The 21,996-nt window shown below is 53.7% G+C and carries 21 protein-coding genes and 1 pseudogene; all 22 read right to left on the bottom strand.

Annotated features, from left to right (window positions below; genetic code table 11):
• Positions 1-60: 60 nt before the first annotated feature.
• The 22 genes and pseudogenes from DRET_RS02960 to fliF all read right to left on the bottom strand — a co-directional run bounded on the left by DRET_RS02960 (position 61) and on the right by fliF (position 21,157).
• Positions 61-966, bottom strand: a complete 906-nt coding sequence (locus DRET_RS02960; protein ID WP_015751045.1) for a MinD/ParA family protein — start codon at positions 964-966, stop codon at positions 61-63.
• Entirely contained in the window at positions 956-2,269 is a 1,314-nt protein-coding gene (gene flhF, locus DRET_RS12840) for a flagellar biosynthesis GTPase FlhF (RefSeq protein ID WP_015751044.1), read from the bottom strand. Before flhF ends, DRET_RS02960 begins: the two co-directional genes overlap by 11 nt.
• Positions 2,259-4,346 carry a flagellar biosynthesis protein FlhA gene (gene flhA, locus DRET_RS02950; protein ID WP_015751043.1) on the bottom strand — a complete coding sequence of 696 codons (2,088 nt, stop codon included), beginning with the start codon at positions 4,344-4,346 and terminating at the stop codon, positions 2,259-2,261. Before flhA ends, flhF begins: the two co-directional genes overlap by 11 nt.
• Positions 4,343-5,407, bottom strand: coding sequence for a flagellar biosynthesis protein FlhB (gene flhB, locus DRET_RS02945; protein ID WP_015751042.1), 1,065 nt, complete (start codon positions 5,405-5,407; stop codon positions 4,343-4,345). Before flhB ends, flhA begins: the two co-directional genes overlap by 4 nt.
• Positions 5,407-6,189: a flagellar biosynthetic protein FliR gene (gene fliR, locus DRET_RS02940; protein ID WP_015751041.1), complete on the bottom strand. Its 783-nt coding sequence runs from the start codon at positions 6,187-6,189 to the stop codon at positions 5,407-5,409. The genes flhB and fliR overlap by 1 nt, the downstream gene beginning before the upstream one ends.
• A gap of 104 nt (positions 6,190-6,293) precedes the next feature.
• Positions 6,294-6,569, bottom strand: a complete 276-nt coding sequence (gene fliQ, locus DRET_RS02935) for a flagellar biosynthesis protein FliQ (RefSeq protein WP_015751040.1) — start codon at positions 6,567-6,569, stop codon at positions 6,294-6,296.
• Positions 6,570-6,620: 51 nt separating this feature from the next.
• Positions 6,621-7,379 carry a flagellar type III secretion system pore protein FliP gene (gene fliP, locus DRET_RS02930; protein WP_015751039.1) on the bottom strand — a complete coding sequence of 253 codons (759 nt, stop codon included), beginning with the start codon at positions 7,377-7,379 and terminating at the stop codon, positions 6,621-6,623.
• Entirely contained in the window at positions 7,376-7,672 is a 297-nt protein-coding gene (locus DRET_RS02925; protein ID WP_052293260.1) for a FliO/MopB family protein, read from the bottom strand. The genes fliP and DRET_RS02925 overlap by 4 nt, the downstream gene beginning before the upstream one ends.
• Positions 7,673-7,761: 89 nt before the next feature.
• A pseudogene (gene fliN / locus DRET_RS02920) lies at positions 7,762-8,013 on the bottom strand (flagellar motor switch protein FliN); the annotation flags it as partial.
• 64 nt (positions 8,014-8,077) lie between these two features.
• Positions 8,078-9,088 (bottom strand): flagellar motor switch protein FliM, encoded by a 1,011-nt coding sequence (gene fliM, locus DRET_RS02915; protein ID WP_015751036.1) that lies wholly within the window; start codon positions 9,086-9,088, stop codon positions 8,078-8,080.
• A gap of 9 nt (positions 9,089-9,097) precedes the next feature.
• A complete protein-coding gene (locus tag DRET_RS02910) occupies positions 9,098-9,607 on the bottom strand; it encodes a flagellar basal body-associated FliL family protein (protein ID WP_015751035.1) in 510 nt (169 codons plus the stop codon).
• Between the two features lie 99 nt (positions 9,608-9,706).
• On the bottom strand, positions 9,707-10,453 hold the full coding sequence (locus DRET_RS02905) for an OmpA/MotB family protein (protein WP_015751034.1): 747 nt from the start codon (positions 10,451-10,453) through the stop codon (positions 9,707-9,709).
• Positions 10,454-10,467: 14 nt separating this feature from the next.
• Entirely contained in the window at positions 10,468-11,253 is a 786-nt protein-coding gene (locus tag DRET_RS02900; RefSeq protein WP_015751033.1) for a motility protein A, read from the bottom strand.
• Between the two features lie 377 nt (positions 11,254-11,630).
• Positions 11,631-12,932, bottom strand: a complete 1,302-nt coding sequence (locus DRET_RS02895; protein ID WP_015751032.1) for a flagellar hook protein FlgE — start codon at positions 12,930-12,932, stop codon at positions 11,631-11,633.
• 12 nt (positions 12,933-12,944) lie between these two features.
• Complete coding sequence (locus DRET_RS02890; RefSeq protein ID WP_015751031.1) at positions 12,945-13,628, bottom strand: flagellar hook assembly protein FlgD; 684 nt, start codon at positions 13,626-13,628, stop codon at positions 12,945-12,947.
• Between the two features lie 15 nt (positions 13,629-13,643).
• Positions 13,644-15,032, bottom strand: a complete 1,389-nt coding sequence (locus tag DRET_RS02885) for a flagellar hook-length control protein FliK (protein WP_167317784.1) — start codon at positions 15,030-15,032, stop codon at positions 13,644-13,646.
• A 292-nt stretch (positions 15,033-15,324) separates the two neighbouring features.
• On the bottom strand, positions 15,325-15,855 hold the full coding sequence (locus DRET_RS02880; protein ID WP_015751029.1) for a MotE family protein: 531 nt from the start codon (positions 15,853-15,855) through the stop codon (positions 15,325-15,327).
• Positions 15,852-16,310, bottom strand: coding sequence for a flagellar export protein FliJ (gene fliJ / locus DRET_RS02875; protein ID WP_015751028.1), 459 nt, complete (start codon positions 16,308-16,310; stop codon positions 15,852-15,854). The genes DRET_RS02880 and fliJ overlap by 4 nt, the downstream gene beginning before the upstream one ends.
• Before the next feature lie 157 nt (positions 16,311-16,467).
• Positions 16,468-17,775 (bottom strand): FliI/YscN family ATPase, encoded by a 1,308-nt coding sequence (locus tag DRET_RS02870; protein ID WP_015751027.1) that lies wholly within the window; start codon positions 17,773-17,775, stop codon positions 16,468-16,470.
• A complete protein-coding gene (locus DRET_RS02865; RefSeq protein ID WP_015751026.1) occupies positions 17,772-18,500 on the bottom strand; it encodes a FliH/SctL family protein in 729 nt (242 codons plus the stop codon). The genes DRET_RS02870 and DRET_RS02865 overlap by 4 nt, the downstream gene beginning before the upstream one ends.
• Positions 18,493-19,509, bottom strand: a complete 1,017-nt coding sequence (fliG, locus tag DRET_RS02860; RefSeq protein ID WP_148214003.1) for a flagellar motor switch protein FliG — start codon at positions 19,507-19,509, stop codon at positions 18,493-18,495. Before fliG ends, DRET_RS02865 begins: the two co-directional genes overlap by 8 nt.
• A 133-nt stretch (positions 19,510-19,642) precedes the next feature.
• Entirely contained in the window at positions 19,643-21,157 is a 1,515-nt protein-coding gene (gene fliF, locus DRET_RS02855; RefSeq protein WP_015751024.1) for a flagellar basal-body MS-ring/collar protein FliF, read from the bottom strand.
• Between the last annotated feature and the right edge of the window lie 839 nt (positions 21,158-21,996).

The following is a 21,996-nucleotide window of genomic DNA, read 5'->3' as shown; positions in this document are numbered from 1 at the left end:
CGTATCAACTGAGTGCGCGCATCTTCACCGTTTTGAGTGTAAGTCCACAACATAGTGCCCTCACCTCTTGCGATCGCACAAGTTGAGGAGTTTTTCCCAAAAAAATTGCGGTGTGCCTTTATCGGGCTGGACTGCACTTTCATTTTGCAGATTGTTCGCCACCGCCAAGCAGGCCTCAGTCAATTTGGCCTTAGGAAACATGTCAATGTACGGCTTTTGTTTTTTCAACGCGTCGTTAATCCGCTTATCAAAGGGCAACCAACCAGTGAATTCCACGGAAACATCGAGAAAACGGCTGGTGACAAGGGTCATTTTCTCGTAGACCTGGAGTGCTTCACGTTGCGAACCAACCGAATTGACCAGCAGACTGAAGTTCTTTTCCTGATATTCCAGGGCCAACAGTTTCATCAGAGCGTAAGCGTCGGTGATGGCAGTGATCTGCGGCGTGGTGACGACCATAATGGTCTGTGCTGCAGTGCTGAAATAAGTTACGTTCTCCGAAATCCCCGCCCCGGTGTCGATAAGTACAAGGTCAAAATCTTCGTTCAGCGCCTCAAGTTCCTGAAGAAATCGCAGTCGCTGTTCCGGACTTAACTTGGTCATATCCTGCATACCGGATCCAGCGGGCATGACCTTAATACCGTAGGGCCCTTCGGTCATAACCTCGTCCAGTCGGCGCTGTCCCCTGAAAAAATTGTTCAATGTATAACGCGGCGAAAGCCCAAATACGACATCAATATTGGCCAGCCCCAAGTCAGCGTCAATAATCAGCACCCGTGATCCTTGCTTCGCCCACGCCACGGCTAAATTCGAGACCACGGAGGTTTTACCCACCCCGCCTTTGCCGCTGGTGACAGAGATAACCTTGGTGTCCCGCCCTGTCTCCGCAACAACTGCTTGCGGCTCAGGAGAGCGCAAGCTGCGCAAAGTTTCGGCTTGGTCGCGGGGACGCTCGTCAGCCATCATAATACACTTCCTTCTGAGGGTTGGTGATCAACTGCGAGAGTTGAACCGAATCAGCCGGCAGCAGATCTTCCGGAACACGTTGCCCGTTCGTCAGGTAAGTCAGCGGACATCCTGTTCGGTGCTGCACGTTCACAATGGAGCCGTAACTTTGCGTTTCGTCGATTTTGGTGAAAATCAATCCGTTGATTTCGAGGTCACCGAAACGGTCTACGATGGACTGCATGTCCTCATCCCGGGTGGTAGCAGAAAGCACAAGATGCTTGTCAAAAAGTTGGCTGTCGCCCAGAAACGCGTGCAGCTCCTGCATTCCAGATTCGTCTCGCGGGTTGCGCCCGGCGCTGTCGATAAGCATCAATTTTTTGTCTTCATGTCGCTGCATCACTGTGCGCATCTGTTCCGCCGAGGTGACCACCTCCAGGGGCACATTCATGATTTCCGCATACACCCGAAGTTGCTCCGCCGCAGCAATGCGAAAATTATCCATGGTCACCAACAAAAGGCCCTGCCCGTACCGCCGGAGATACTGGGCTGCAAGTTTGGCGATCGTTGTGGTTTTGCCCACTCCGGTAGGGCCGACCAAGGCGATGCGCTTCGGGTGACGCAGCGATTGGGCCATCCAGTCATCGGTGCGTAACCATTCAGCCAAAGCCTGCTGGCAATGGGCGACGGGGTCGCCAATCTCACCGCTTTCCCCAGTCACGGCTCCGATTTGATCCAAGACAGCCCGCGCTGCCTCCGGCTGCACACCGAGCCGCCCCAACACATTTGCTTCCGGAGAGCCAAAATCTTGTCCTCCCTCTGTCCCAGGTCGCTTTAACGCGGCTTTGGTCAAATTCTGCTGGGCGGCGATCAGTCGTTTGATCTCCCGAACCTCACTGCGCAAGTGGTCCATTTCAGAGATGTCTGTGCCCGCGTTTGAAACAAAGTCTTCTTTGTCTGGTCGCGGCATGGACAAGGACGTTGGTCGCCGCGGGGCGGTTGGACTGGGTTGAGCCTGCTTTGCTGATGTGGACAAGGACGCGGAATCCATGGATTCGGCCTGGGACATGAGTTCCTGCAAAAACCCATCGCCGTTTTGTCCATTTTCCTGACTTTTTTCGAGGTGGCCCTTTTTCTCCCCTGCCTGTTGGCGATCCTTGGGCTCCACTGCCGCAGTCACCTCCAGTTCCGGGGGGCGCAAAAAACCGAATCGTTCTTTACGCACGGTGCGGGTGGACAGAATGAGGGCGTCTGGCCCAAAGGTCGCCTTGACTTGCTGCAAAGCGCTCTTCATGTCCTTGGCGCGAAAAACTTTAATTTGCATACAAGCTGACCGTTCCTACTGATCGGACCTTCATGTCCGGTGAGATCTCGGCGTGGCTCAAAACCGCGAGCCGGGGCAAATACCGTTCCGTCAACTTACGGACATACAGTCGGATATTTGACGGACAGAGCAGGACCACCGGAGCGCCCTGCCCCACTTTTTGTAAATGTTCACTCACCTGCTGAATGATGCTCTGTGCCTTTTGCGGATCCAAGGCCAAAACCGGACCTTGCCCGGTCTGCTGCACGGATTGGCGCACCGTTTCTTCAATATCCTGGCCCAATGTGAGCACCGGGATGGTATTATCTGGCTGGGCAAATTTGCTACTGATGTGACGGGCCAGGGCTTGACGAACAAATTCGGTCAATTGATCCAGATCTTGAGTATGTCCGGCGTGATCAGCCAAAGTTTCCAGAATAGTTCGCAAATCCCTGATGGAAACGTCTTCTTTGAGCAAGTTCTGCATTACCCTCAGGACCCCACCCAAACTGAGGAGATTCGGCACCAACTCCTCCACAAGTTTGGGATAGTCCTTGGCAACAGTATCTAGCAAATTCTGTACCTCTTGCCGCCCAATCAGCTCGTGGGCATAGGCCTTGATGACCTCGCTAACGTGAGTAGCCATGACCGTTGGGCAGTCAACCACAGTGTATCCAGCCACTTGGGCGCGTTCACGCTTGTCTTCGCTGATCCAAGTCGCCGGAAGGCCGAAGGCGGGTTCTGTGGTCTGCGTGCCCTGGATCTTCTCCGTGGCCGTGCCCGGATCCATAGCCATGAATTGCCGGGGATAGACCTCCCCCCGGGCTACCTGTTCGCCTTTAAGGTTGAGCACATATTCATTGGGTTTCAGTTGCAAATTGTCCTTGATATGAATGGGCGGCACGATGAATCCATGCGAGAGCACAAACTGCTTACGGATAGACTTGATACGTTCCAACATTTCGCCGCCCTGACTCGCGTCGACTAAGGGGATGACCCCGTAACCGATCTCCAATTCCAACATTTCCACCTGAAGCATGTTCTCGTAGTTTTCCTCTTGCTCCACCGCTGGCGCCTCTGGCTCGGCAGCTGCTTCCAACGCCTCAGCCTGCAGCGCCTGTTTATGGAGGGTATAGCCCAAAAAGGCCAAAAGCCCACTCAAAATCAAAAAGGGCACAAAGGGCAGCCCCGGAATAAGGGCGAACAGCAACAGGATGCCAGCAACAACCCAGATCGCTCGGGGGTTGAACGTGATCTGTTTGGACAGTGCCGAGCCAAGATCCCCAGTGCCACCAGCCCGAGAAACCAGGATGCCTGCTGCAGTAGAAATGATAAGCGCCGGAATCTGACTAACTAGACCATCGCCTACAGTCAGGGTGGTGTAGTTCTGGGCCGCCTCCATCATGGGCATGCCTTTCTGGGCCACGCCAATAATGAACCCGGCCACGATGTTGACCATGGTAATAATAATCCCGGCGATGGCATCGCCACGGACGAACTTGCTCGCCCCATCCATGGCTCCGAAAAAATCTGCCTCCTGCGCGATATCCTCTCGACGACGACGGGCCTCGTTCTCATCGATCAGTCCGGCATTGAGATCGGCGTCGATGGCCATCTGCTTCCCAGGCATAGCATCCAGGGTGAACCGGGCCGACACCTCAGCCACCCGGCCCGCCCCCTTGGTGATAACGATAAAATTGATAACCACCAAAATCATAAACACGACGATTCCGACAACATAATTGCCACCAACCACAAACTGGCCAAAGGAATAGATGACTTTGCCTGCGGCATAGGGGCCGGTGTCCCCATAGAGAAGGATGAGTCTGGTCGAGGCCACGTTCAGAGACAGGCGAAACAACGTTGTGGCAAGCAACACCGTGGGGAATATGGCAAATTCCAGGGAACGGTGGGTGTAGAGGGTGATAATCAGGATCAACAGGCCGGCGGTGATATTCAGTGACAAAAAGAGGTCCAACAGCATCGGCGGCAGGGGGATGATCATGAGCATCAAAATGGTCACCAAACCTAAGGCGACCATAATATCGCTGCGTAGCAGAATCTCCACCCATTTATTGTGCCGAAGCGCCTCTATCATGCGGTTTTTCCTTTCAGGCTGTAGACATAGGCCAGGATCTCGGCCACAGCCTTATACATGGATTCCGGGACTGTTTCCCCGAGCTCAAGACCGTGCAACACTCGCGCCACCGGCGGATTTTCCACCAGAGGCACCCCACTTTCTTCGGCGATCTCTCGAATGCGTTGGGCGACGATATTGCTCCCCTTGGCGGTCACCTCCGGGGCTTCCATGCTTGAGCGGTCATAGCGAAGGGCCACGGCGTAGTGGGTTGGGTTGGTGATAACCACATCCGCCTGGGGCACTTCAGCCATCATCCGCTTGCGGGCCATGTCCCGTTGAATAGAGCGCATGCGCTGCTTGAGCTGCGGATCCCCCTCGGTTTCCTTATGCTCATCCTGCAGCTCTTTTTTGGTCATCTTCATCTGTTCTTCCATTTCCCATTTGGTATAGGCAAAATCGATGACCGCGATAAACAGCAGAGCTATGCAACACTTAAGCAGGATCTCCGCCGCCGTCCAACCGATAAAGACAAAAATACGCTCAATAGGTTGGCCTATCAGCTGGATAGCTTGCTCAAAATGATCCGACAGTGTCCAATAGGCAACTGAGCCCACCACCGCGACCTTGGCCAGGGATTTGAGCAACTCCATGGCCGAGCGTTTGGAGACAAATTTTGCTGCGCCCTGGATGGGATCAAGCTTTTTTATATCCGGCTGCAACGCTTTCGGGCTGAAAAGCCACCCGAACTGGATATAGCTAGACAAAAAGCCGACGACAATGGAGAGAATCAGTATCGGCGACAAAAGCAGACCGAGATGGATCAGCCCCTTGCCCAACCAGCCGACAACAGCTTGGGGAGTTACGTTCCAGTAGCCGGCCTGATCCCAAAACCCAGCCAAAAATCGCTCCAACCCCTCCACAAAATTCGGGGCGTACCAAAACCACAATAGCAACGCCGTGGACAGGAGCAAGGCGGTATTAACTTCCTTGCTCTGGGCAACCTTGCCTTCTTCTCGAAACTCCCGCCGGCGTTTTTCCGTTGGTTCTTCTGTGCGTTCCTCGTCACCTTGTTGCGCCATCACTGCCTCACGAGTTCGAAGAATTCCACCAAGCGCTGGGCAAGGCCGTTAAACTCGGAAATCAAAATACTGACGATGAACTCCGCCGAAAGGCCCAAAAAGAAAAAGGCCACACCGATATTGATGGGGAACTTAAGCATAAAAGCGTTGAGTTGCGGAAAGATGCGGGACATGATCCCCAGAATAAAATCCGATAAGATCAAAATTACATAAATAGGGGCAGTGAGTTGCAAACCGAGTACGAACATCTCTCCGGTCATAGCCACCATGCTCGGCACCGCATCCTGCAAATGCAACCCACCACCCGGGGGAACGACCTCAAAGGAACGGGCCAAGCTACGCAAGAACACATGGTGACCATCCACCGCCAGGAAAACAAGCGATGCCAGCACATTCTGGAACTGGGACATGAGTTGGATCTGCTGTTGGCTTTGGGGGTCTAAAATGTTGGCCGCAGCAAACCCCATTTGGAATCCCAGAATCGTGCCTCCGAATTGGGCAGCCAAAAAAAGCAGACGGCCGATGAAGCCGAGCATGAGCCCCAACAGTACCTCTTGACTGCCCAGCACGAAAAGCCGCAAGGGGGCAAAGTTGATGTCCGGGATTGTTCCGTCAACGGCAGGAAAGATGATTACCGCCAGCACCAGGGCCAGCCCTGCCCGGAGCCGCGCCGGGGTCTGCCCTCCGGACAAGACCGGCATACTGCCGATAATCGCGGCCACGCGAATAAAACAGAGCAAAAAGGAGGGCCAGTGCTGGCTGAGCAGCGCTTCTAAATCCATGTTCAGCCCTCACCATCCGCGCCCGGTGGCAAGCGGCGACCCCAGCTGCTCATGCCCCAAGGCCAGCAGACTGCATTTTTGCGATGCTCCCTCTTGACGGGCCACTACCCTCCGCCCCCGATGGAGACCGCCATACGCAGTACTTCTTCGGTGTAGGTCAAAACGATTTTGATGATCCATGGGGCAAAAATCGTAAGGGCCACCATAACCGCAGCGACTTTCGGGGCGAAGCTCAGCGTCTGTTCTTGGATTTGTGTGGCGGCTTGGAATATACTGATCAAAAGTCCCACCACCACTGCAGAAATCATCATTGGGGAAGTGACAAGCAGGATTGTTTCCACACTCTGTCGCGTCAGCGCAACGACAAAATCAGGTGTCATTGAGACTCCTTTGCGCCATGATTTTCATGACACCTCACAACCAAGGGGGCCTTACTGGAAACTGCGTACAAGTGAACCGACCACCAAATGCCAGCCGTCAACGAGAACGAAAAGCAAGATCTTGAACGGCAAGGAAATGATCACCGGCGGTAGCATGAGCATCCCCATACTCATAAGTACACTCGCGGTCACCATATCAATAACCAGAAAGGGCACAAAAATTAAAAAACCGATCTGGAAGGCCCGTTTGATCTCCGAGAGCATAAATGCTGGCACTAACAACATGGTCCTGATCTCTTCCCGAGTCTCGGGTTGATCTGATCCGGAGATGTCTACAAAGAGCTGCAGATCCTTCTGGCGGACCTGGTTGAACATGAATTCCCGCATGGGTGAAACCGCCCGTTCGATGGCCTGGGCGTCCCCAATTTCCTGGTCCAGATACGGCTGTAAAGCGTCCTGGTTCATCTGACTCAGAACCGGGCTCATGATAAAAAAAGTTAAAAACAGGGCTAAACCGATGATGACCTGGTTCGGGGGCATCTGCCGCACGCCCATGGCTTGACGAATAAACGAGAGCACAATCACGATACGAATAAAACTCGTGGTCATGAGCAAAATGGCTGGCGCCAAAGACAAGACAGTGAGGAGGAAAAGGATCTGGATGCCGGTAGCCACCTGATCCGGATCGTTGGTACCGTCTACCCCTAAGGTCAGGCGCGGGATTTCAAAGCCCCAGCCCGCCTGTGGCAAAAGCAGAATTCCCACTGCCGTCGCGAAAACGACCCCAAAAAGTGCCCGGGACATGGTCATTGGGAATGGCGATGTTTGAGTTCAGCGTCAAAAGAGGAAGTTTCATGGTTCTCCTCGGTGACCTCGAGGTGACACAACGGCTCGATACGATCCGGCGTCACCCCCAAGAGCACCTCACGTCCCCGAACCTCGACGAGACACAACATGCGCTTGGCGCCCAAGGGACGCGATTCCTTGATGGAGATAATTCCCTGCCTGGAATTGCTGCCGCCAAATTGCCAGCGCCGCAACAGTGCCGAGCCCATGTACAACAGGCCGAGAATGATCAAAAGCCCGGCCACCATTTTGATCATGGCGGGCCATACTGGCTCTGTTGTCAAACCAGCTGTCGCATTTGAAGCGGCAGCGGTTACGGCATGGGCCACAGTCATCGATACCGATATCATCCGAGCTTCTCCAAGCGCTCCGAGGGGCTCACCACATCAGTGAGCCGCAGGCCGATCTTTTCATTGACCACCACTGCCTCGGCCCTGGCGATCAGCCGGGAGTTGACGAACACATCCAACGGTTCGCCAGCGAGTTTTTCAAGTTCGATCACCGAGCCCTCGCGCAATTGCAGCAGATCCTTCACCAGGATTCTGGTCGTACCCAACTCAGCCGAAACTTGCAGCGGCACATCAAGCAGCAAGTCCAAGTGACTCAAATCATTGCCGAGTTGACCTTCCTGTTCGTGTGTTTCAGCGCTATTTTCCGGTTTTTCATTCACTGCCATTCTCGTCTCCGTATTGGCCTGTGGTCCCGGTAATGCGCACTGCCTTTTTGCCTTTGCGCGTGCCGGCCACGGCCTGAAATTTGGGTTTCTGCTCCACGAGCACTCGTTGCCCGGCCTGTCTATCCATATTGAGCTCGATGATGTCCCCAGCCTTGAGGTTGAGGATCTCGCGGATGGTCAGCGAGGCTGTGGCGAATTGGGCCCGGACCTCGGTCTCCATTTCCATCATTTCGTCGTGAATGGTTTTCGTCCAGGCCTGCCCCCCAGAAACAGTAATGACGTCGAACATCCTGTTTTTCAATTTTTCCTTATAGGGCTCGATGGCAAAAAATGGGATGACCAAACTCATTTGGCCGAAAATATTCCCGGCCTTCACAGAGAATCGAGAGACCAAGACCTCGGTCTCCGGACTGACGATGCTCACCAATCGAGGATTGATTTCGGCCTGAACCAAATTCGTTTTCAATTCGTCGAGGGGTTCAAAGGCGGCCTCCCAATCTTGACAGGAGTCGCGCATAACATTTTTGAGCACATTGATCTCGATGGAGGTCAGCTCCCGGTCCGGGATGGAGATACCGGCTTCGCTATTGCCACCGAACATGACCTCCAAGAGACAAAAAGAAAGGGGGCAATCGAAGATCAACAATCCCCCGCTACGCAGCGGTTCAAAACTGACAATGCCGATCAGTGACTGCTCCTGCAGATCCTGCAGGAAATTCTCAAACGTCTCCGTCTCGATAGCCACTCGCTTGACTGAAACGCTCCGTTTCAGCCTGTTGGCCATAGAGATGCCGCTGTTACGGGCAAAGGCGTCCAAAATAATGTCGAAATTGGCTACCCGCCAGCGGGCTGACGTCTGGCCGCGAAATAAATCCAGGCGCTGTAAGTCCCGGTTCGAACTCGAGGGCTCGTCCGCTTCGGCGTCAATATCAACCTCACCGCTTTCAATGGCCTCGAGCAGGTCGTTGATTTCGTCCTGGGTCAGCAGCTTATCCACGTCGGGCTCCTATTGGACCACAAATTCCGTGAAAAAAATGCGTTGCACAAGCCGCTGGTCGACAATACCGTTCAGTCGCTTGGTCAATTCTGCCCGCAATTGTTTCTTGCCCTGCAAGTCACGAACTTGATCAAAGGTTTTCGTCCCCAGGTGAAAAATGATCACATCGCGGATCTGAGGAATACGTTTATTGAGCTCGTCCTGACTCTTCTTGTCTGTCGCCTCCACTGTAATGCTCGCCTTCAGATATCGAGTCTGCTCTCCATCAGCGATATTGACTAAGAAGTCATCCATTTCCACAAGGGGGCCAAGTTCTCCCTTGCTGTCAAACGAAACGCTTTCGGAAGAAGGAGTGTTTTCCTGTGCCGCTTCACTCTCACTTCCCCATTGGGTGCCGATGTAATAGCCTCCCGCCCCTATAGCTGCGAGCAGGAAAACACTGGCCACAATCAGCAAAAGCTTGAACTTTCGATCGCCTTTTGCACCCTGTTTTGCAGCGTTCTCATCTTTTTTCGCCATGTATGGGTCCTTCGTGTAGGTATTTCGGTCAATGGTCCGGTTTTATTGTCGCTAAAAGAATGATGCTTCCAGAATATTGAGCCTCTGAACTACATGCAGCTAAAAGGGGTATTGTTCGCGGGAATCGATCAGATACGGCAGTTGCTCCCGATAATGTTCGTCCTGCTCCAGATAAAAATCCACCCGCCGATTCTTAGCCCGGTTCTCAGGAGAATCATTGCGCACGAGAGGACGCTGGTCTCCGTACCCGGCTGCGGAAAGTCGACTGGGGGGCAGTAAATCACGGCTGGTGAGGAATTTGACCACAGAGACCGCCCGTTCAATGGAAATGTCCCAATTGGAGATCCCGGGCCGAGAAACGGGGACATTATCGGTGTGTCCCTCTACGCGCATGTCAAGATGCAGGGGACGCACCAATTGAGCAACCTCGCGAAGCAAGGGAGCGGCGCGCGGCTTCAGGGCAGTCTCCCCGGAGTCGAAAAGTAACGAGTCATTCAAACGCAATACCACCGCTCCACGGTCTTTAACCAACTTGATGTTTTCGTTGACTTCTAAGTTGTCGATACGGTTTTTGATATTTTGATACACGCGTTGCAAGGACTCGTTCAGATTATTTTGCTGAGCCATGAGGTCCAGCGGCAGCACGTCTTCATACTCCTTGCTGTCCAGAACCCCGAGGGCTCCTCGGAGAGAGCCGATGGCCTTGGTAAACTTAATCTGGTTGATATCCGCCATGGAGAGCAAAAGAACAAAAAACGTCAGCAACAGCGTCACCATATCACTGTAGGTGACCATCCAGGCCGGACTTCCGCCGCCTCCGCCGTTTTTTTTCTTTTTTCGAGCCATTTTTCCAATCCGCCTTAGCGTTTTCGCTTATTCGAAGCGCTCTCCCGCTGTTTGGGCGCCAAGAAGGCATGAAGTTTTTGTTCCATAATCCGCGGATTCTCGCCTAATAAAATTGATTTCATCCCCTCGAGTACCAAGGATTTTTTGAGCACCTCCGCTTTGGATTTATTTTTAAGCTTCCCGGACATAGGGATGAAGATGACGTTGGCCATGACGGAGCCGTACAATGTAGTCAAAAGGGCCATGGCCATGGCTGGGCCGATAGTTGATGGATCCTCCAAGGTCTGCAGCATCTGCACCAAACCGATGAGGGTTCCGACCATGCCCATCGCCGGGGCGTACATGCCCAGCGAAGAGAAAATTTCTGCACCCTTTTCGTGGCGATCCTCAATATACTCAATTTCCCGATCCAGGGTATCGCGGAGCACATCCGGCTCGTAGCCGTCGGCAGCCATTTGCAATCCTTTGGCCAAAAAATTGTCAGAGGCCTCGTTGGTGGCCTGCTCAAGGGCTAAGAGTCCCTCTTTGCGGGCCCGAGTGGCATAATCCAGCAGCATGGCCATAACTTCGTTGGGGGCGGCTTCGCGGTACAAAAAGGCGTTTTTGCCCACAGAAAATGCGTTGGCCACATCTCGTAGCGGATAGTGCACCAGCAGGGCGCCAAAAGTTCCGCCGGTGACAACAAAAAGCGCCTGGTAATCAATGAAGACTTCCAGGCCGCTACCGGACATGATGGCATACCCCATCAGGCCGAAGGCGCCGATGATGCCAAGAAAAGTCGCTAGATCCAGGGTTTTCATGTACGTTCCCGAAACAGTTTTACTGGGTCTTATAGCATAAATTATGCCAGCGCCGTGATTTCCCGCTAGCACCTCCAACACGATGACGGTAAGCGAACGCCTCCCTGCAGAGCCTAAATATAGGGGTCGCACTCTCGCGGTGCGTCTGCTCCCCATTGAGTCCGACCGCTTTTGCCTCCTACATATCTCGCTCTTTCAGCCCTTCCCCTTGGCCACTGAAGCCACTGGAAATGCGCTTCAACGCGACACATGCGCACTGCCAAAATTCTGACTATTGTCCACTGCTCTGATGTCGGAAGGGCACTTCAATCACCTTGAACGCAAAAAAGCCGGCCTTCGACAGGCCGGCTCAAAAGCAAGTCAGGAAATTGACAAGCTTAGCGCTTCAGATTGACCACTTCCTGGAGCATATCGTCCGTAGTGGTGATGGTCCGGGAGTTGGCCTGGTAGGCGCGCTGGGTGGTGATCATGTCCGTGAACTGCTTGGCGATATCCACCGTGGACTGCTCCAAGGCGTTGGAGCGGATAGTGCCCACCCCGGCGCCGGGGGTGCCGATGGCCGGCAGGCCGGAGGCATTGGTGGCCTCGAACAGGCTGTTGCCCACCTGGGCCAGGCCGTTGTTGTTGGCGAACTTGGCCAGGCCGAGCTTGGCCAAATCTTTACTCTCGCCGTTGGAATAGCTGCCGATAACCATGCCTTCCTGGTCCACTTCAATGCCGTTTAAAGCTCCGGAGCTGAATCCGTCCTGTTGCTTGGACACGAGTTCGGATTGCCCGGCGTATTGGGAAAGGTTGAATTCCACATCAAAGACGTGGCCATCAGACCCATTGCCCCAATTAATAGGATTCCCAGTATTTTTCACAGTTATAACATTATTCCCTTCCTGCCCAGCAGGGATTTCCCCTTTTTCGTTCATATAAGAGTTCCCATCAACCTCTTTGAGATATCCTGTACTAGTAAATTTTATTTGATGACTTTTAAGTACCGTATTTGTGCCACCAACATCGGCAGTAACATGATAATTCCAGGCATTGCTTCCAGCTTTTGTAAAATACACGTTTGCTAAATGCGATGTCCCAAGAGAATCATACACATTAATCGATGTAGAAAAATTTGATGTCCCAGCGGGATCATTTATATCAAAAGATGCGCCAACTTCAGCTGACGCATTCAGATTCGTACTTAATGAAGCCCTACCTGTTTCTTGCGCCGGGACCGATCCACTCAAATCCGTATAGATATCTTTGAGGTTACCCACAGTGTTGCCGTCGCCATCCACATCATAGCCCTGCACCCGATAGCCCTGGGGATTGACCAGGAAGCCCTCGTCGTTGAAATTGAATCCCCCGGCCCGGGTGTAAGCGTCCGCTCCAGTATTGGGATCGCTGACCTTGAAAAACCCCTCTCCCTCGATGGCCAAGTCCGTACTCGATTCCGTGGGGTTGAAGCCGCCCTGGGAAAAGACCGTGTCCACGCTGGCCAGCCCGACACCCGTGCCCACCTGGGAAGTGCCGCTGGACGAGGAGACATCGCTGGCCAAAAGATCAGAGAACAGCGTCCGGCTGGCCTTGAACGCGGTGGTGTTACTATTGGCGAGGTTGTTGCCGATGACATTCATGGCCTCGCCCGTGGCGCCCAGGGCGCTCACGCCGGTATACAAAGCTCCTTGCAAACCCATATTCCTTCCTCCTTACTGGGACGTCGCTTGCGTTACGTTGCCAATATCCGCAAGGGCGATACTCCCGGCGGAGGTGAGCAACTTTTGCCCGCCGGAGCCGTAATCCACGCCCTGCACTTTAGCCATCACCTGCGGGGTGGGCTGCAACACATTGCCCCCCGCGTCCTGGGCCCCGACCACGAATTGGTATTCGCCTGCCGGGACACTCTTACCGTCGGCATCCGTGCCGTCCCATTGGACAGTGTGTTCGCCCACTGTCCCTTGCAATCCCTTGATGGTATCCACTGTTTTGCCGCTGGCGTCCATAATTTGGATTTCAACGCTTTCTGCGGCTCGCTCAAGATTGTAGCCCAATTGCACCGGCTCGTTCTGAAACGTGAAGGTGTTGCCCTCCAACTGGACATTTCTGCCCAGCATGGACAGGGCCGCGTTTTGCTCATAGGCCGTCTTCATGGCGTCCAGTCCTTCCATGGACTCGCTGATATTCGTCAATTGCTCCAGTGAGCTGAACTGGGCCAACTGCGCGGTCATTTCCGTAGGGTCAGAAGGATTCATTGGATCCTGGTTCTCCAGTTGGGTGACCAGCAGATTGAGGAAATCCATCTTGCCCAGGGAATCATCTTGGGACCCAGTACGCTCCGGACTCTGAACGGACTGCGCAGCTAGCGAACTATTAACACTTGGAATCGCGGCCATATCGGTCTCCTTGACTTATATACGCAGGCTCAACGCGCCGGCTCTACTCCCCCACGCTGCAGCCCGCGCCTGCCTATATTGCTCGTCATGATCGTCTTCGTTGGCGGCGGCTTCCGGTTGCCCCTTAGTCCTGGAAGCGCCGTCCTCGGCCGTCTGCCATTCGGACTGACTTTCTTGGCCACCGGCGTCGTCGCTGCTCACCAGCACATCGTCCAGGTCAATTCCCTGTTCAGCCAGGGCCTGGCGCAGTTGCGGCGCATGGCGCTCCAACACATCGTGCACCTGCTGGGACTGAGCGTGGAGATGGGCCCGCAAAATCCCATCCTCAGAGGTCAGATTGAGTCGGACTTCGCCCAGTTCAGGCGGCCGCATGCGCACCACGATTTCACTTTGCCCCTGCCGAGCCCCGGATTGGACCCGCACACGGATCTGATCCAGAATCTGGGTTTCAAAAGCGGAAGCCCCCTGATAGGCTCGTCCGCCCCCCCCCGTTTGGACCACACGGTTGGCCTGGGTGGCCTGTTCACCAAAACCAGTACTTGGCGTGCTGTCACCGTTGCCATGCGTTGAACCGCCTTGCCCCGAACTGCTCCGTGCCTGCCCTGCGCCATCCTGCGCTCCATGCGCTGCGGCTTGCGATTTCTGTTTACCCTCTGCCAACATGGCCGCAAGGGCTTGCCGCAACTGCTGTCCGCTTTGTCCCTGCTCCATCAAGCCCTGCTCAGCGTTTTGCTGCATGAGGCCGGACAGGGACTGCTCACCTTGAGTGTTTGCGCTGGTCATAGACGCAAAAGAGGCCAATTGCTGCCAAGGGGCATTCTTCAACGCCTCTTGCCCCCCTTCCGCCCGCACGATTCCCTGCTGCAGGGCCCGCACAATAGCGGCCTCGGGAGAGGCGGTCGCCTCTGCTCGGGCGCCGCTCAAAAATGATTGTATCTGGGAAGCAGATTGCCCCCATGCCTGCGAGGAATCGGCAGACCGAGCATCAGTTCCCGATGCCCCCTGCCCGTTTTGGGGACCCCCTTGGCTCGACTGGGCTGAAGCAAGCAACTGTCGTAATCGGGCCGCCACCTCAGCAGAGCCGGGGCCCTGTCCTGCACCACTGGCACCGCCCTGTTGCAACAGGGCCAACTGCTCCAGCAATTGCTGCGCAGCTGCTGCGCTTGTGTAATCAAACCCCAAACGTGCTGTTTGGCCCTGCAAAGACTGCAATTGCTGCAATAGCGACTGCACTTCGACTAGGGCCTGTGTCTCAAGAGTGCCTTGCTTGCCCTCAAGCGTCGCCTGCAACGCAGCCAAAGCGGAAGCAAGACCCTCCTCGGAGGCGGAAGCCAAATCTTGAGCAGCAGCCTGCTGCTGGGGCGGGAGATGAAGAAATGGATTGCCGGCAAGCACTTGTCCCACCAGACTTTCCAGCACGGTTCCTGAATGACCAGAAGCCTCTTCCGACGTTTCACGGCCGGTCGCGCCTGTCCCCCGTATCCCATCTGCCCCTGGAGTTGATGTCAAGGATCCGGCCTGGCTCCGGGAACTTTCCGTCGCGGGCTGGCCCTGCACGGTCTGCAATTGGCGCAAAAAACCAGAAGCGTCTGAAGATTGAGTTGAGGAGGTTGTCGAAGGATGCTGGGGGGAGGTATGCGGAAGTATAGTGGTCGTGGGGGGTGCTTGGCTCATGATCGTGCTCCGGGCCTGCGCCTTACGGCGGGCTGGCAGTGTCGAGTCGGGTAAATGCGCGGCTTAGCTCCGCGGCCTTCTCTTTCGACATTTCATTGAGTATTTCTCCGGCGCCTTTGCTTCGCATTTGGGACAAAATGCCGATGGCAAGATCCTGCTCCATCGTATCCAAGGCAGCCGCTGCCCGGCCTGGGTCCATGCGCTGATAAATACTGCTTAAATCAGCGACCCGTTGGCCTTCAATGCGCTCTTTCTGGTTCAGGAGCCCCTCCAGGGCGACACGGGCCTTCTTTATCCGGGCAAGCTTCTCTTCGACCTCGTTTTGCAGAATCTTTAGCTCATTTTCCCACTCATCCAGCCGAACCTTGCGCTCGGAAAGCTCCTCACGCTGCTGCTGGAGCAAAGCAATGATTCGGCGCTGCTCCACAGTCTCCGGCTCCTGAGGCAGCCCCTCTGCACCTTCTTGGGCAAAACCTGAAGAGACCGCCACGATTGTAAGCGCAACGATCACGGCTATAGCCACCATGCCAAATCGCTCGCCTCGTAAGATCATTGCTGCTCTCCTGTCACGACTCTTTTTCGAGCCACCACACCGCTGGCAATCTCGTCCATCAGATTTTTTTCCGCGCGGCGCATTTCTGCAGCCCATCGTTCCAGATGCCGCTCGTGAAGCTTTTCGACAACTTTTTTCTCCCGGCATGCCGCAGAGAGATGCTCCTGACGCTCTTGAATCACTACCTCGGCCCGGGCCAGATCCTGGTTCAAATCCAAGCAGTATTGGCGGCTGCTTTGAATGCAGTGCTCAAAGAGTTGCAGGGTCTGAGGGTCCACTCCCTTCGTTTGCAGGTGGTGCATATCCGTATGCAATGAGGCCAAGCGGTCCTTTTCGGTTTCAAGCTGCGAACAAATCTCTTGTTGCAGACGCTGAGCTTGAGCCAAATGCTGCTGGGCCTGATCTTCACGTTGTTTGCGGACCCGCCATACAGAGTGCAATCGGAATTCACTCATATAGTCTCCTATTTCTGGTACCGTACTCTCAAGAATAAATATGGCATCCCACCATTGCCTGTACCAGCCACCCCAGGTGACTTTTCATCTCTACAGACATATAACAGTACAGTCTCTTGTATGGAGTCTAAACATCTGCCCAATTTACCGAATTCTATCAAGAACACACCTGTTGCATTACCGCCCTTGTTTCCTCCAAAGAAACATGCTCATCCTTGTCCTGAGTCAGAAACTCATTAACCGATTCAATTCGGTTCAGGGCATCGTCAAGGGCTCTATTCGTCCCTGGAGTGTATGCCCCGATTGTCACCAAGTCCTCGGATTCACGATACGTAGCCAAAACATTTTGGATCTGCGCACTGTATTGCAAGTGTTCTTCATCCACCACTTGGCGCATAAGTCGACTAGCGGACTGCAGGACATCGATGGGCGGATAATGGTTTTTGTTCGCCAGCCGCCGGTCCAAAACGATGTGCCCGTCCAAGATGGAGCGCACCGTGTCCGCGACCGGTTCGTTCATGTCATCGCCCTCAACCAGAACCGTATACAGTCCTGTAATGCTACCACCTTTTTTAAAATTTCCAGCACGTTCCAAGAATTTTGGCAACTTAGCAAACACAGATGGTGGATATCCCTTGGTAGTTGGAGGTTCACCTACAGCCAAACCAATTTCCCTATTGGCCATGGCGTAGCGAGTCACAGAGTCCATAATCAACATGACGTCTTCACCCTGATCCGCAAAATGCTCGGCCACAGCCGTGGCCGCAAAGGCGCCACGCATGCGCAGCACTGGTGATTGATCTGATGTCGCGACTATGACCACGGAACGCTTGAGGCCTTCAGGTCCCAGGTCATTTTCAATAAATTCACGAACTTCACGCCCCCGCTCACCAATAAGTGCGATGACGTTGATAGAAGCCTTGGAATCCCTGGCGATCATCCCCATAAGTGTACTCTTGCCCACCCCAGAGCCCGCCATGATGGCCAAGCGCTGTCCCAGCCCACAGGTAAGCAATCCGTTGATGCTGCTCACACCAACATCCAGAGGAACGCTGATCTGCGCCCGTTCCATCGGCCCCGGAGGCTGGGCGTAAATCATGCGAGATCGGGGCAACGATAGCGGGCCCTTCCCATCAATGGGATAGCCCATGGCGTCCAGTACTCGACCGAGCATGTCCTCGCCCACAGGAAGTGTGGCGCTGGAATCCAACACCTTGATCAGGTTGCCTGGGGCAAGACCACGTAATTCCCCCAAGGGCATGAGCAAGGCCATGGCGTCACGAAACCCAACCACTTCGGCTTGAACAGGGCTTTCTCCACCCTCAGGTACGATCTCACACAGTGAGCCAACGGAAACATTCGGGCAATAGCCTTGGACCAAAACCCCCACAATATTCGTCACTTTACCCCATACCTGCATCGCAGGAGCTTGGCGCACGACATCAAAAAGTGATTGCATCATCATTGCCGTACCGCCCCTTGCAGTTGGGCTTCTATGCCAGCCAAACGGGTTTCCACCGAGGCATCGACTTCGCCCATATCCGATTCGATAACGCACCCCCCGCGGCTGACATTTTTGTCGGCCTCCACAGAAATCTCCTTGAGGCCGTGGACATTGGCCAGAAAAAGCGGCCTGTGTTCCTGGACCACTGCGAGATCGTCGGGATGGACTCGAATATGATGCGAGTCTGTCTCCAAGGCGGACTTCAACGCGTTTTCGACCACTCCGACAATCACCTCTTCGTTTGTCTGCAATTCCTGTCCAATGACCTGCTTCGCGATGACCAAGGCCAAACTGATCAGATCGTCTTTCTGACGTTCATAGAGAGTAGTGCGCAATCCATCGAATTTCTTGGCCGCATCCAACAAGAATTGAGTGGCGCTATGGAGTTCATTGTGTGCCTCTTCCCGGCCATGAGCCAGCCCGATTTCATAGGCCTCCTGACGCTCGGCCTCAACATCCACTGCAAGAAGAGATTTTTCGCCCCCAGATTCTGTTTCCGACTTCGATTCCTCAGTGGGCCCGCTTTCTCCACGAAAAGAAGTCGTATCAGAGGGAAACTTCCTTTCCTGCTGTGGCATCGCTGCAGCTTCGAAAATTCCTTCCTCCGTCTCGTCCGGCAAGGCATCCAAATCCCGTAGTTGCAGGGGCTGGGCCTGATATTCACTTCCGCGAAGAATTCTAGACAAGGACTTCCTGACCTCCGCGTCCGGGGATAACTAAACGCCCTTCCTCTTCCAAACGCAGAGCCTGCTGGACAATGCTCTGCTGGGCCGACTCCACCTCGGAGAGGCGTACAGGCCCCATGCTTTCTAAGTCGTCCTGGATCATTTCCTTGGCGCGTTCACTGATATTGTTGTAAATCTTATCTTGGATTCGCGGCGAAGCGGTCTTCAACGCCAAGGTCAGTGTTTCATTACGAACTTCACGGAGGATGAGTTGCATCCCGCGATTGTCGATGGATTCCAGATCCTCAAAAGTGAACATTTTCTTACGGATCTCCTCAGCCATATCCGGATCCTGAGACTCAATCTTTTCCAGAATTTTAAAATCCCCGCCCTTATCGATTTGAGACAATATGTCCACAACCTTGTCGACACCGCCGACTTGCTGCTGCTCTTTATTCACCACACCACCGATCTCCCGCTGCAAGGCCTCTTCAATATGCGAGAGCACATCCGGAGAGACCTTGTCGATCTTGGCAATACGGTAGACAACATCAGCCCGCATCATCTCAGAAAAAAAAGATAAAATGGCTCCGGTCTGGTCCGCCTTCTGGGTCGAAAGGATCAGAGCTATGGTCTGCGGGTGTTCGTTTTCCAACAAACTGGCGATGGTGCGTGGATCCATCATGGCTATAGTCTCCAAAGGCCTGTCCTCCGAACCGAGCATAACCTCTTCCAGAAGGCCGTCCACACGTTCTGGATCCCCGGTTCCGTAAATCGCCTTTTGCATGAAATCCCCGCCGTCCACAAAAAAACCGGCGTATTCCTGCATGGACTCCTTATAGCGGTCCAGGACTTTGCGGGCCATGTCCGCCGGCACATGATCGATCTGCATCATGCTTCGGCTAATGAGCCGCACTTCGGTATCGGACAGTTCTTTGAATACTTCCGCGGTGGTTTTCTCACCCAGACAAAGCAGGAGAACTGCAGTCTTTTCTACCCCGGACAGGTTATCAAAATCGCGTTTACTCATGCGTTTTGTGGCCATACTACCGCCCAATAACCGCTGATACGCTTGTTGTAGTTCTCTCGCTCCAATCCATATTTCTCTCTACGAAAGCATGTATGGGAAAAATCTATCCAAAATCAAAAGAAAACGTTCTACTTCAGTTCTCTTTGAGCCAAGCCTTAACGATTTGTGCCGGTGTTACCTCCGAATGGTTAATCTCCTGCCGTAATTGTTCTGTGGGATCAGTGACCTTCTCTCTATATTCTCCTTCTAATTCATCCACAGTCTTATAATGCTCAGTGACTTCGCTGCGAAAGGTTTGCAAAACAGGCCGCACTAACAAAAAGTAGGCAAGAATAAATCCCAGAGCGATGAGTCCGTATTTGACGAATGGGAGATAGTCGTACAGAGAAAACCCTGCATTCGCACTCGTGCCACTGGACAGCCCCGCCTGTTCCTGAACAGGCATGGCCACCACTTCGATACTGTCGCCTCGGTCAGGCTGCAGCCCCAGGGCACTGGAAACTAAACGCTGCAAAGACTCCACACTATGTCCTTCGGCGGCCCCGCCATTTCCCTTGTTTTGAAGGAATTGCTGGCCCACCAAAACGGCCACAGAGAGATTTTTTACCCCCCCCATAGTTTTAGTAATTTCGTTCACTGTCCGGCTTATCTCATAATTCACTGTTTCCGTACTCTCACTGGAGCGCTGCCCCCCGGCATTCCCTTCCGTTTCTTCCCTCGCAGTGGTTCCAGAATTGCTTTCGGAGGTCTTCTCACTACGCGGCACGATACTGTCTGGGTCGTAAAGTTCCTCGGTGGTATGCTTGGAAACAAAATCAATAGCCGCGGTCACTCGAACAAGGGCCTTGTTGGGCCCGAAAACCCGATCAAGAAGCGCTTGAGCTCTTTGTTCGTACTGACCCTCGACTGCCTGCTTGTATTCGAGTTTTTCCGGCGAGATGGGGGAGCCACTATCCTCCTCTTCTCCTCCAGAGAGGACATTGCCCTGAGAATCCACCACGGTCACATTATTCGCCGCCATCCCCTCCACACTGCCGGATACCAAGCGGATAATCCCCTTGATCTGATTTGAATCTAGTCCCTGGCCTGGAGCGAACTCGACGACCACTGAGGCTTTGGCTTTTTCCTGCTGTTCCCGTAGAAATTGCCTTTCCGGCAACACTAAATGGACCCGGGCGCTTTGCACCGATGTTAAAGTTGCTACGCTACGGGCCAACTCTCCTTGCAAAGCACGCTGGTAATTCACCTGCTGTGTGAACTGAGTCACCCCAAAGCGCTGCTGGTCAAAGATTTCGAACCCCACCCCCTGGCCCTGGGGCAAGCCATCACCCGCCAAATCCAAACGGGTTTTATAAACTTGTCCGGCCGGGACATAGATTGAACTCCCCTGATCGCGCAGTTGGTAGGAAACATTGCTGTCCTGAAGCCAGTCCACAACAGATGATGCTTCCTGTTGCGTCATATCGGCATAAAGCAACTGGTAGTCAGCCACCCGCGCCTGGAGAATCAAAAAAGTAAAAACCGCCACACAGAGCAGCCCCACAACCAGCAAACTCAGTTTGCGTCTACGTGGCCAATCCTGGATGCGTTGAATCAGGGACGGCGAGGAAGAAGGGGCTGTCTGCGATTGCTGCGCTTCATTGGCCATGTGTCAATCATCCGACTCATTGGATTTGTGAAAAATATCTGGTTGTTATCGCCTCGGGCGCCCGATGCCCATTGCATCGATCCGAGAGCTCATAGAATTGTCGAGCCATTAATGCAAATACCACGCCATACCCCATCCATGGGCAAGAGAGACTCTGCCTAAACAGTACAAGGCGAGCAACCCAGCCCCATTCCCTGCTCGAGAGCTAAATTCAAGGCTTAGCCCCTACCAACTCAAAAAGGTTGGGCCAGCTTAAGCGACCAGCAAACATGAGCAAAAAGTGCTCCAATCGATAAAGACAAACGACGAGCCATTTTTCTGACACTTCTTCATTTCATCGCTCCATCGAAACCAGAAATGAGCTATCACTTCTGAAAAACAACAAATGTTTGTCTTTGGCTACCAACCCTTCTCCCTCTGCCCCCCCTACGAAATATTGGCCAACCCCTTCCCGACACGAAGACTCGTCGACGCAGATCCTCTCGCAAGATCAAATTGTTATCCTCACTTAAAAAAACAGCGCTAGCCGCACAGTGCAACATCATGGGGAGCAAAGCTTGGTAGTGTTCAGGCTTTGTCTCTGTCTAGAACAACGCCGTGAACAAGCTCAATTCCAACTCATTATTTATTCTCGACATGTACACGTTCGAAGTGCAGGTGATGGTTATGGAGCGGTGTGTGTAGGGGGGAGGGGGATAAGCAAGGCAGAGAACACCAAAAAAACACAGGCGGCGTGGCCATTCTGACCATACCTAACTGACCGTAAAAACACACCTATGTGCGCCGGCTTCCTTGCTAAGAGAACTTCTTGACCAACTGAATTCGACTTGTTAAGGCAT

It is taken from the genome of Desulfohalobium retbaense DSM 5692 (genome assembly GCF_000024325.1).
GTDB lineage: Bacteria > Desulfobacterota > Desulfovibrionia > Desulfovibrionales > Desulfohalobiaceae > Desulfohalobium > Desulfohalobium retbaense.
The sequence above is the reverse complement of the archived record's forward strand: the minus strand, read 5'-3'. Positions and strand labels throughout refer to the sequence as shown.

Coding starts and splice junctions, on each gene's coding strand:
- DRET_RS02910 (WP_015751035.1), bottom strand. CDS start 9,607: ATGGCGAAAAAAGATGAGAACGCTGCAAAACAGGGTGCAAAAGGCGAT.
- fliR (WP_015751041.1), bottom strand. CDS start 6,189: ATGGATTTAGAAGCGCTGCTCAGCCAGCACTGGCCCTCCTTTTTGCTC.
- fliQ (WP_015751040.1), bottom strand. CDS start 6,569: ATGACACCTGATTTTGTCGTTGCGCTGACGCGACAGAGTGTGGAAACA.
- fliP (WP_015751039.1), bottom strand. CDS start 7,379: ATGACCATGTCCCGGGCACTTTTTGGGGTCGTTTTCGCGACGGCAGTG.
- DRET_RS02880 (WP_015751029.1), bottom strand. CDS start 15,855: ATGATCTTACGAGGCGAGCGATTTGGCATGGTGGCTATAGCCGTGATC.
- DRET_RS02870 (WP_015751027.1), bottom strand. CDS start 17,775: ATGATGATGCAATCACTTTTTGATGTCGTGCGCCAAGCTCCTGCGATG.
- fliG (WP_148214003.1), bottom strand. CDS start 19,509: ATGAGTAAACGCGATTTTGATAACCTGTCCGGGGTAGAAAAGACTGCA.
- DRET_RS02895 (WP_015751032.1), bottom strand. CDS start 12,932: ATGGGTTTGCAAGGAGCTTTGTATACCGGCGTGAGCGCCCTGGGCGCC.
- DRET_RS02960 (WP_015751045.1), bottom strand. CDS start 966: ATGATGGCTGACGAGCGTCCCCGCGACCAAGCCGAAACTTTGCGCAGC.
- DRET_RS02890 (WP_015751031.1), bottom strand. CDS start 13,628: ATGGCCGCGATTCCAAGTGTTAATAGTTCGCTAGCTGCGCAGTCCGTT.
- fliF (WP_015751024.1), bottom strand. CDS start 21,157: ATGGCCAATGAAGCGCAGCAATCGCAGACAGCCCCTTCTTCCTCGCCG.
- fliJ (WP_015751028.1), bottom strand. CDS start 16,310: ATGAGTGAATTCCGATTGCACTCTGTATGGCGGGTCCGCAAACAACGT.
- DRET_RS02905 (WP_015751034.1), bottom strand. CDS start 10,453: ATGGCTCGAAAAAAGAAAAAAAACGGCGGAGGCGGCGGAAGTCCGGCC.
- flhB (WP_015751042.1), bottom strand. CDS start 5,407: ATGGCGCAACAAGGTGACGAGGAACGCACAGAAGAACCAACGGAAAAA.
- DRET_RS02900 (WP_015751033.1), bottom strand. CDS start 11,253: ATGAAAACCCTGGATCTAGCGACTTTTCTTGGCATCATCGGCGCCTTC.
- flhF (WP_015751044.1), bottom strand. CDS start 2,269: ATGCAAATTAAAGTTTTTCGCGCCAAGGACATGAAGAGCGCTTTGCAG.
- DRET_RS02925 (WP_052293260.1), bottom strand. CDS start 7,672: ATGATCAAAATGGTGGCCGGGCTTTTGATCATTCTCGGCCTGTTGTAC.
- flhA (WP_015751043.1), bottom strand. CDS start 4,346: ATGATAGAGGCGCTTCGGCACAATAAATGGGTGGAGATTCTGCTACGC.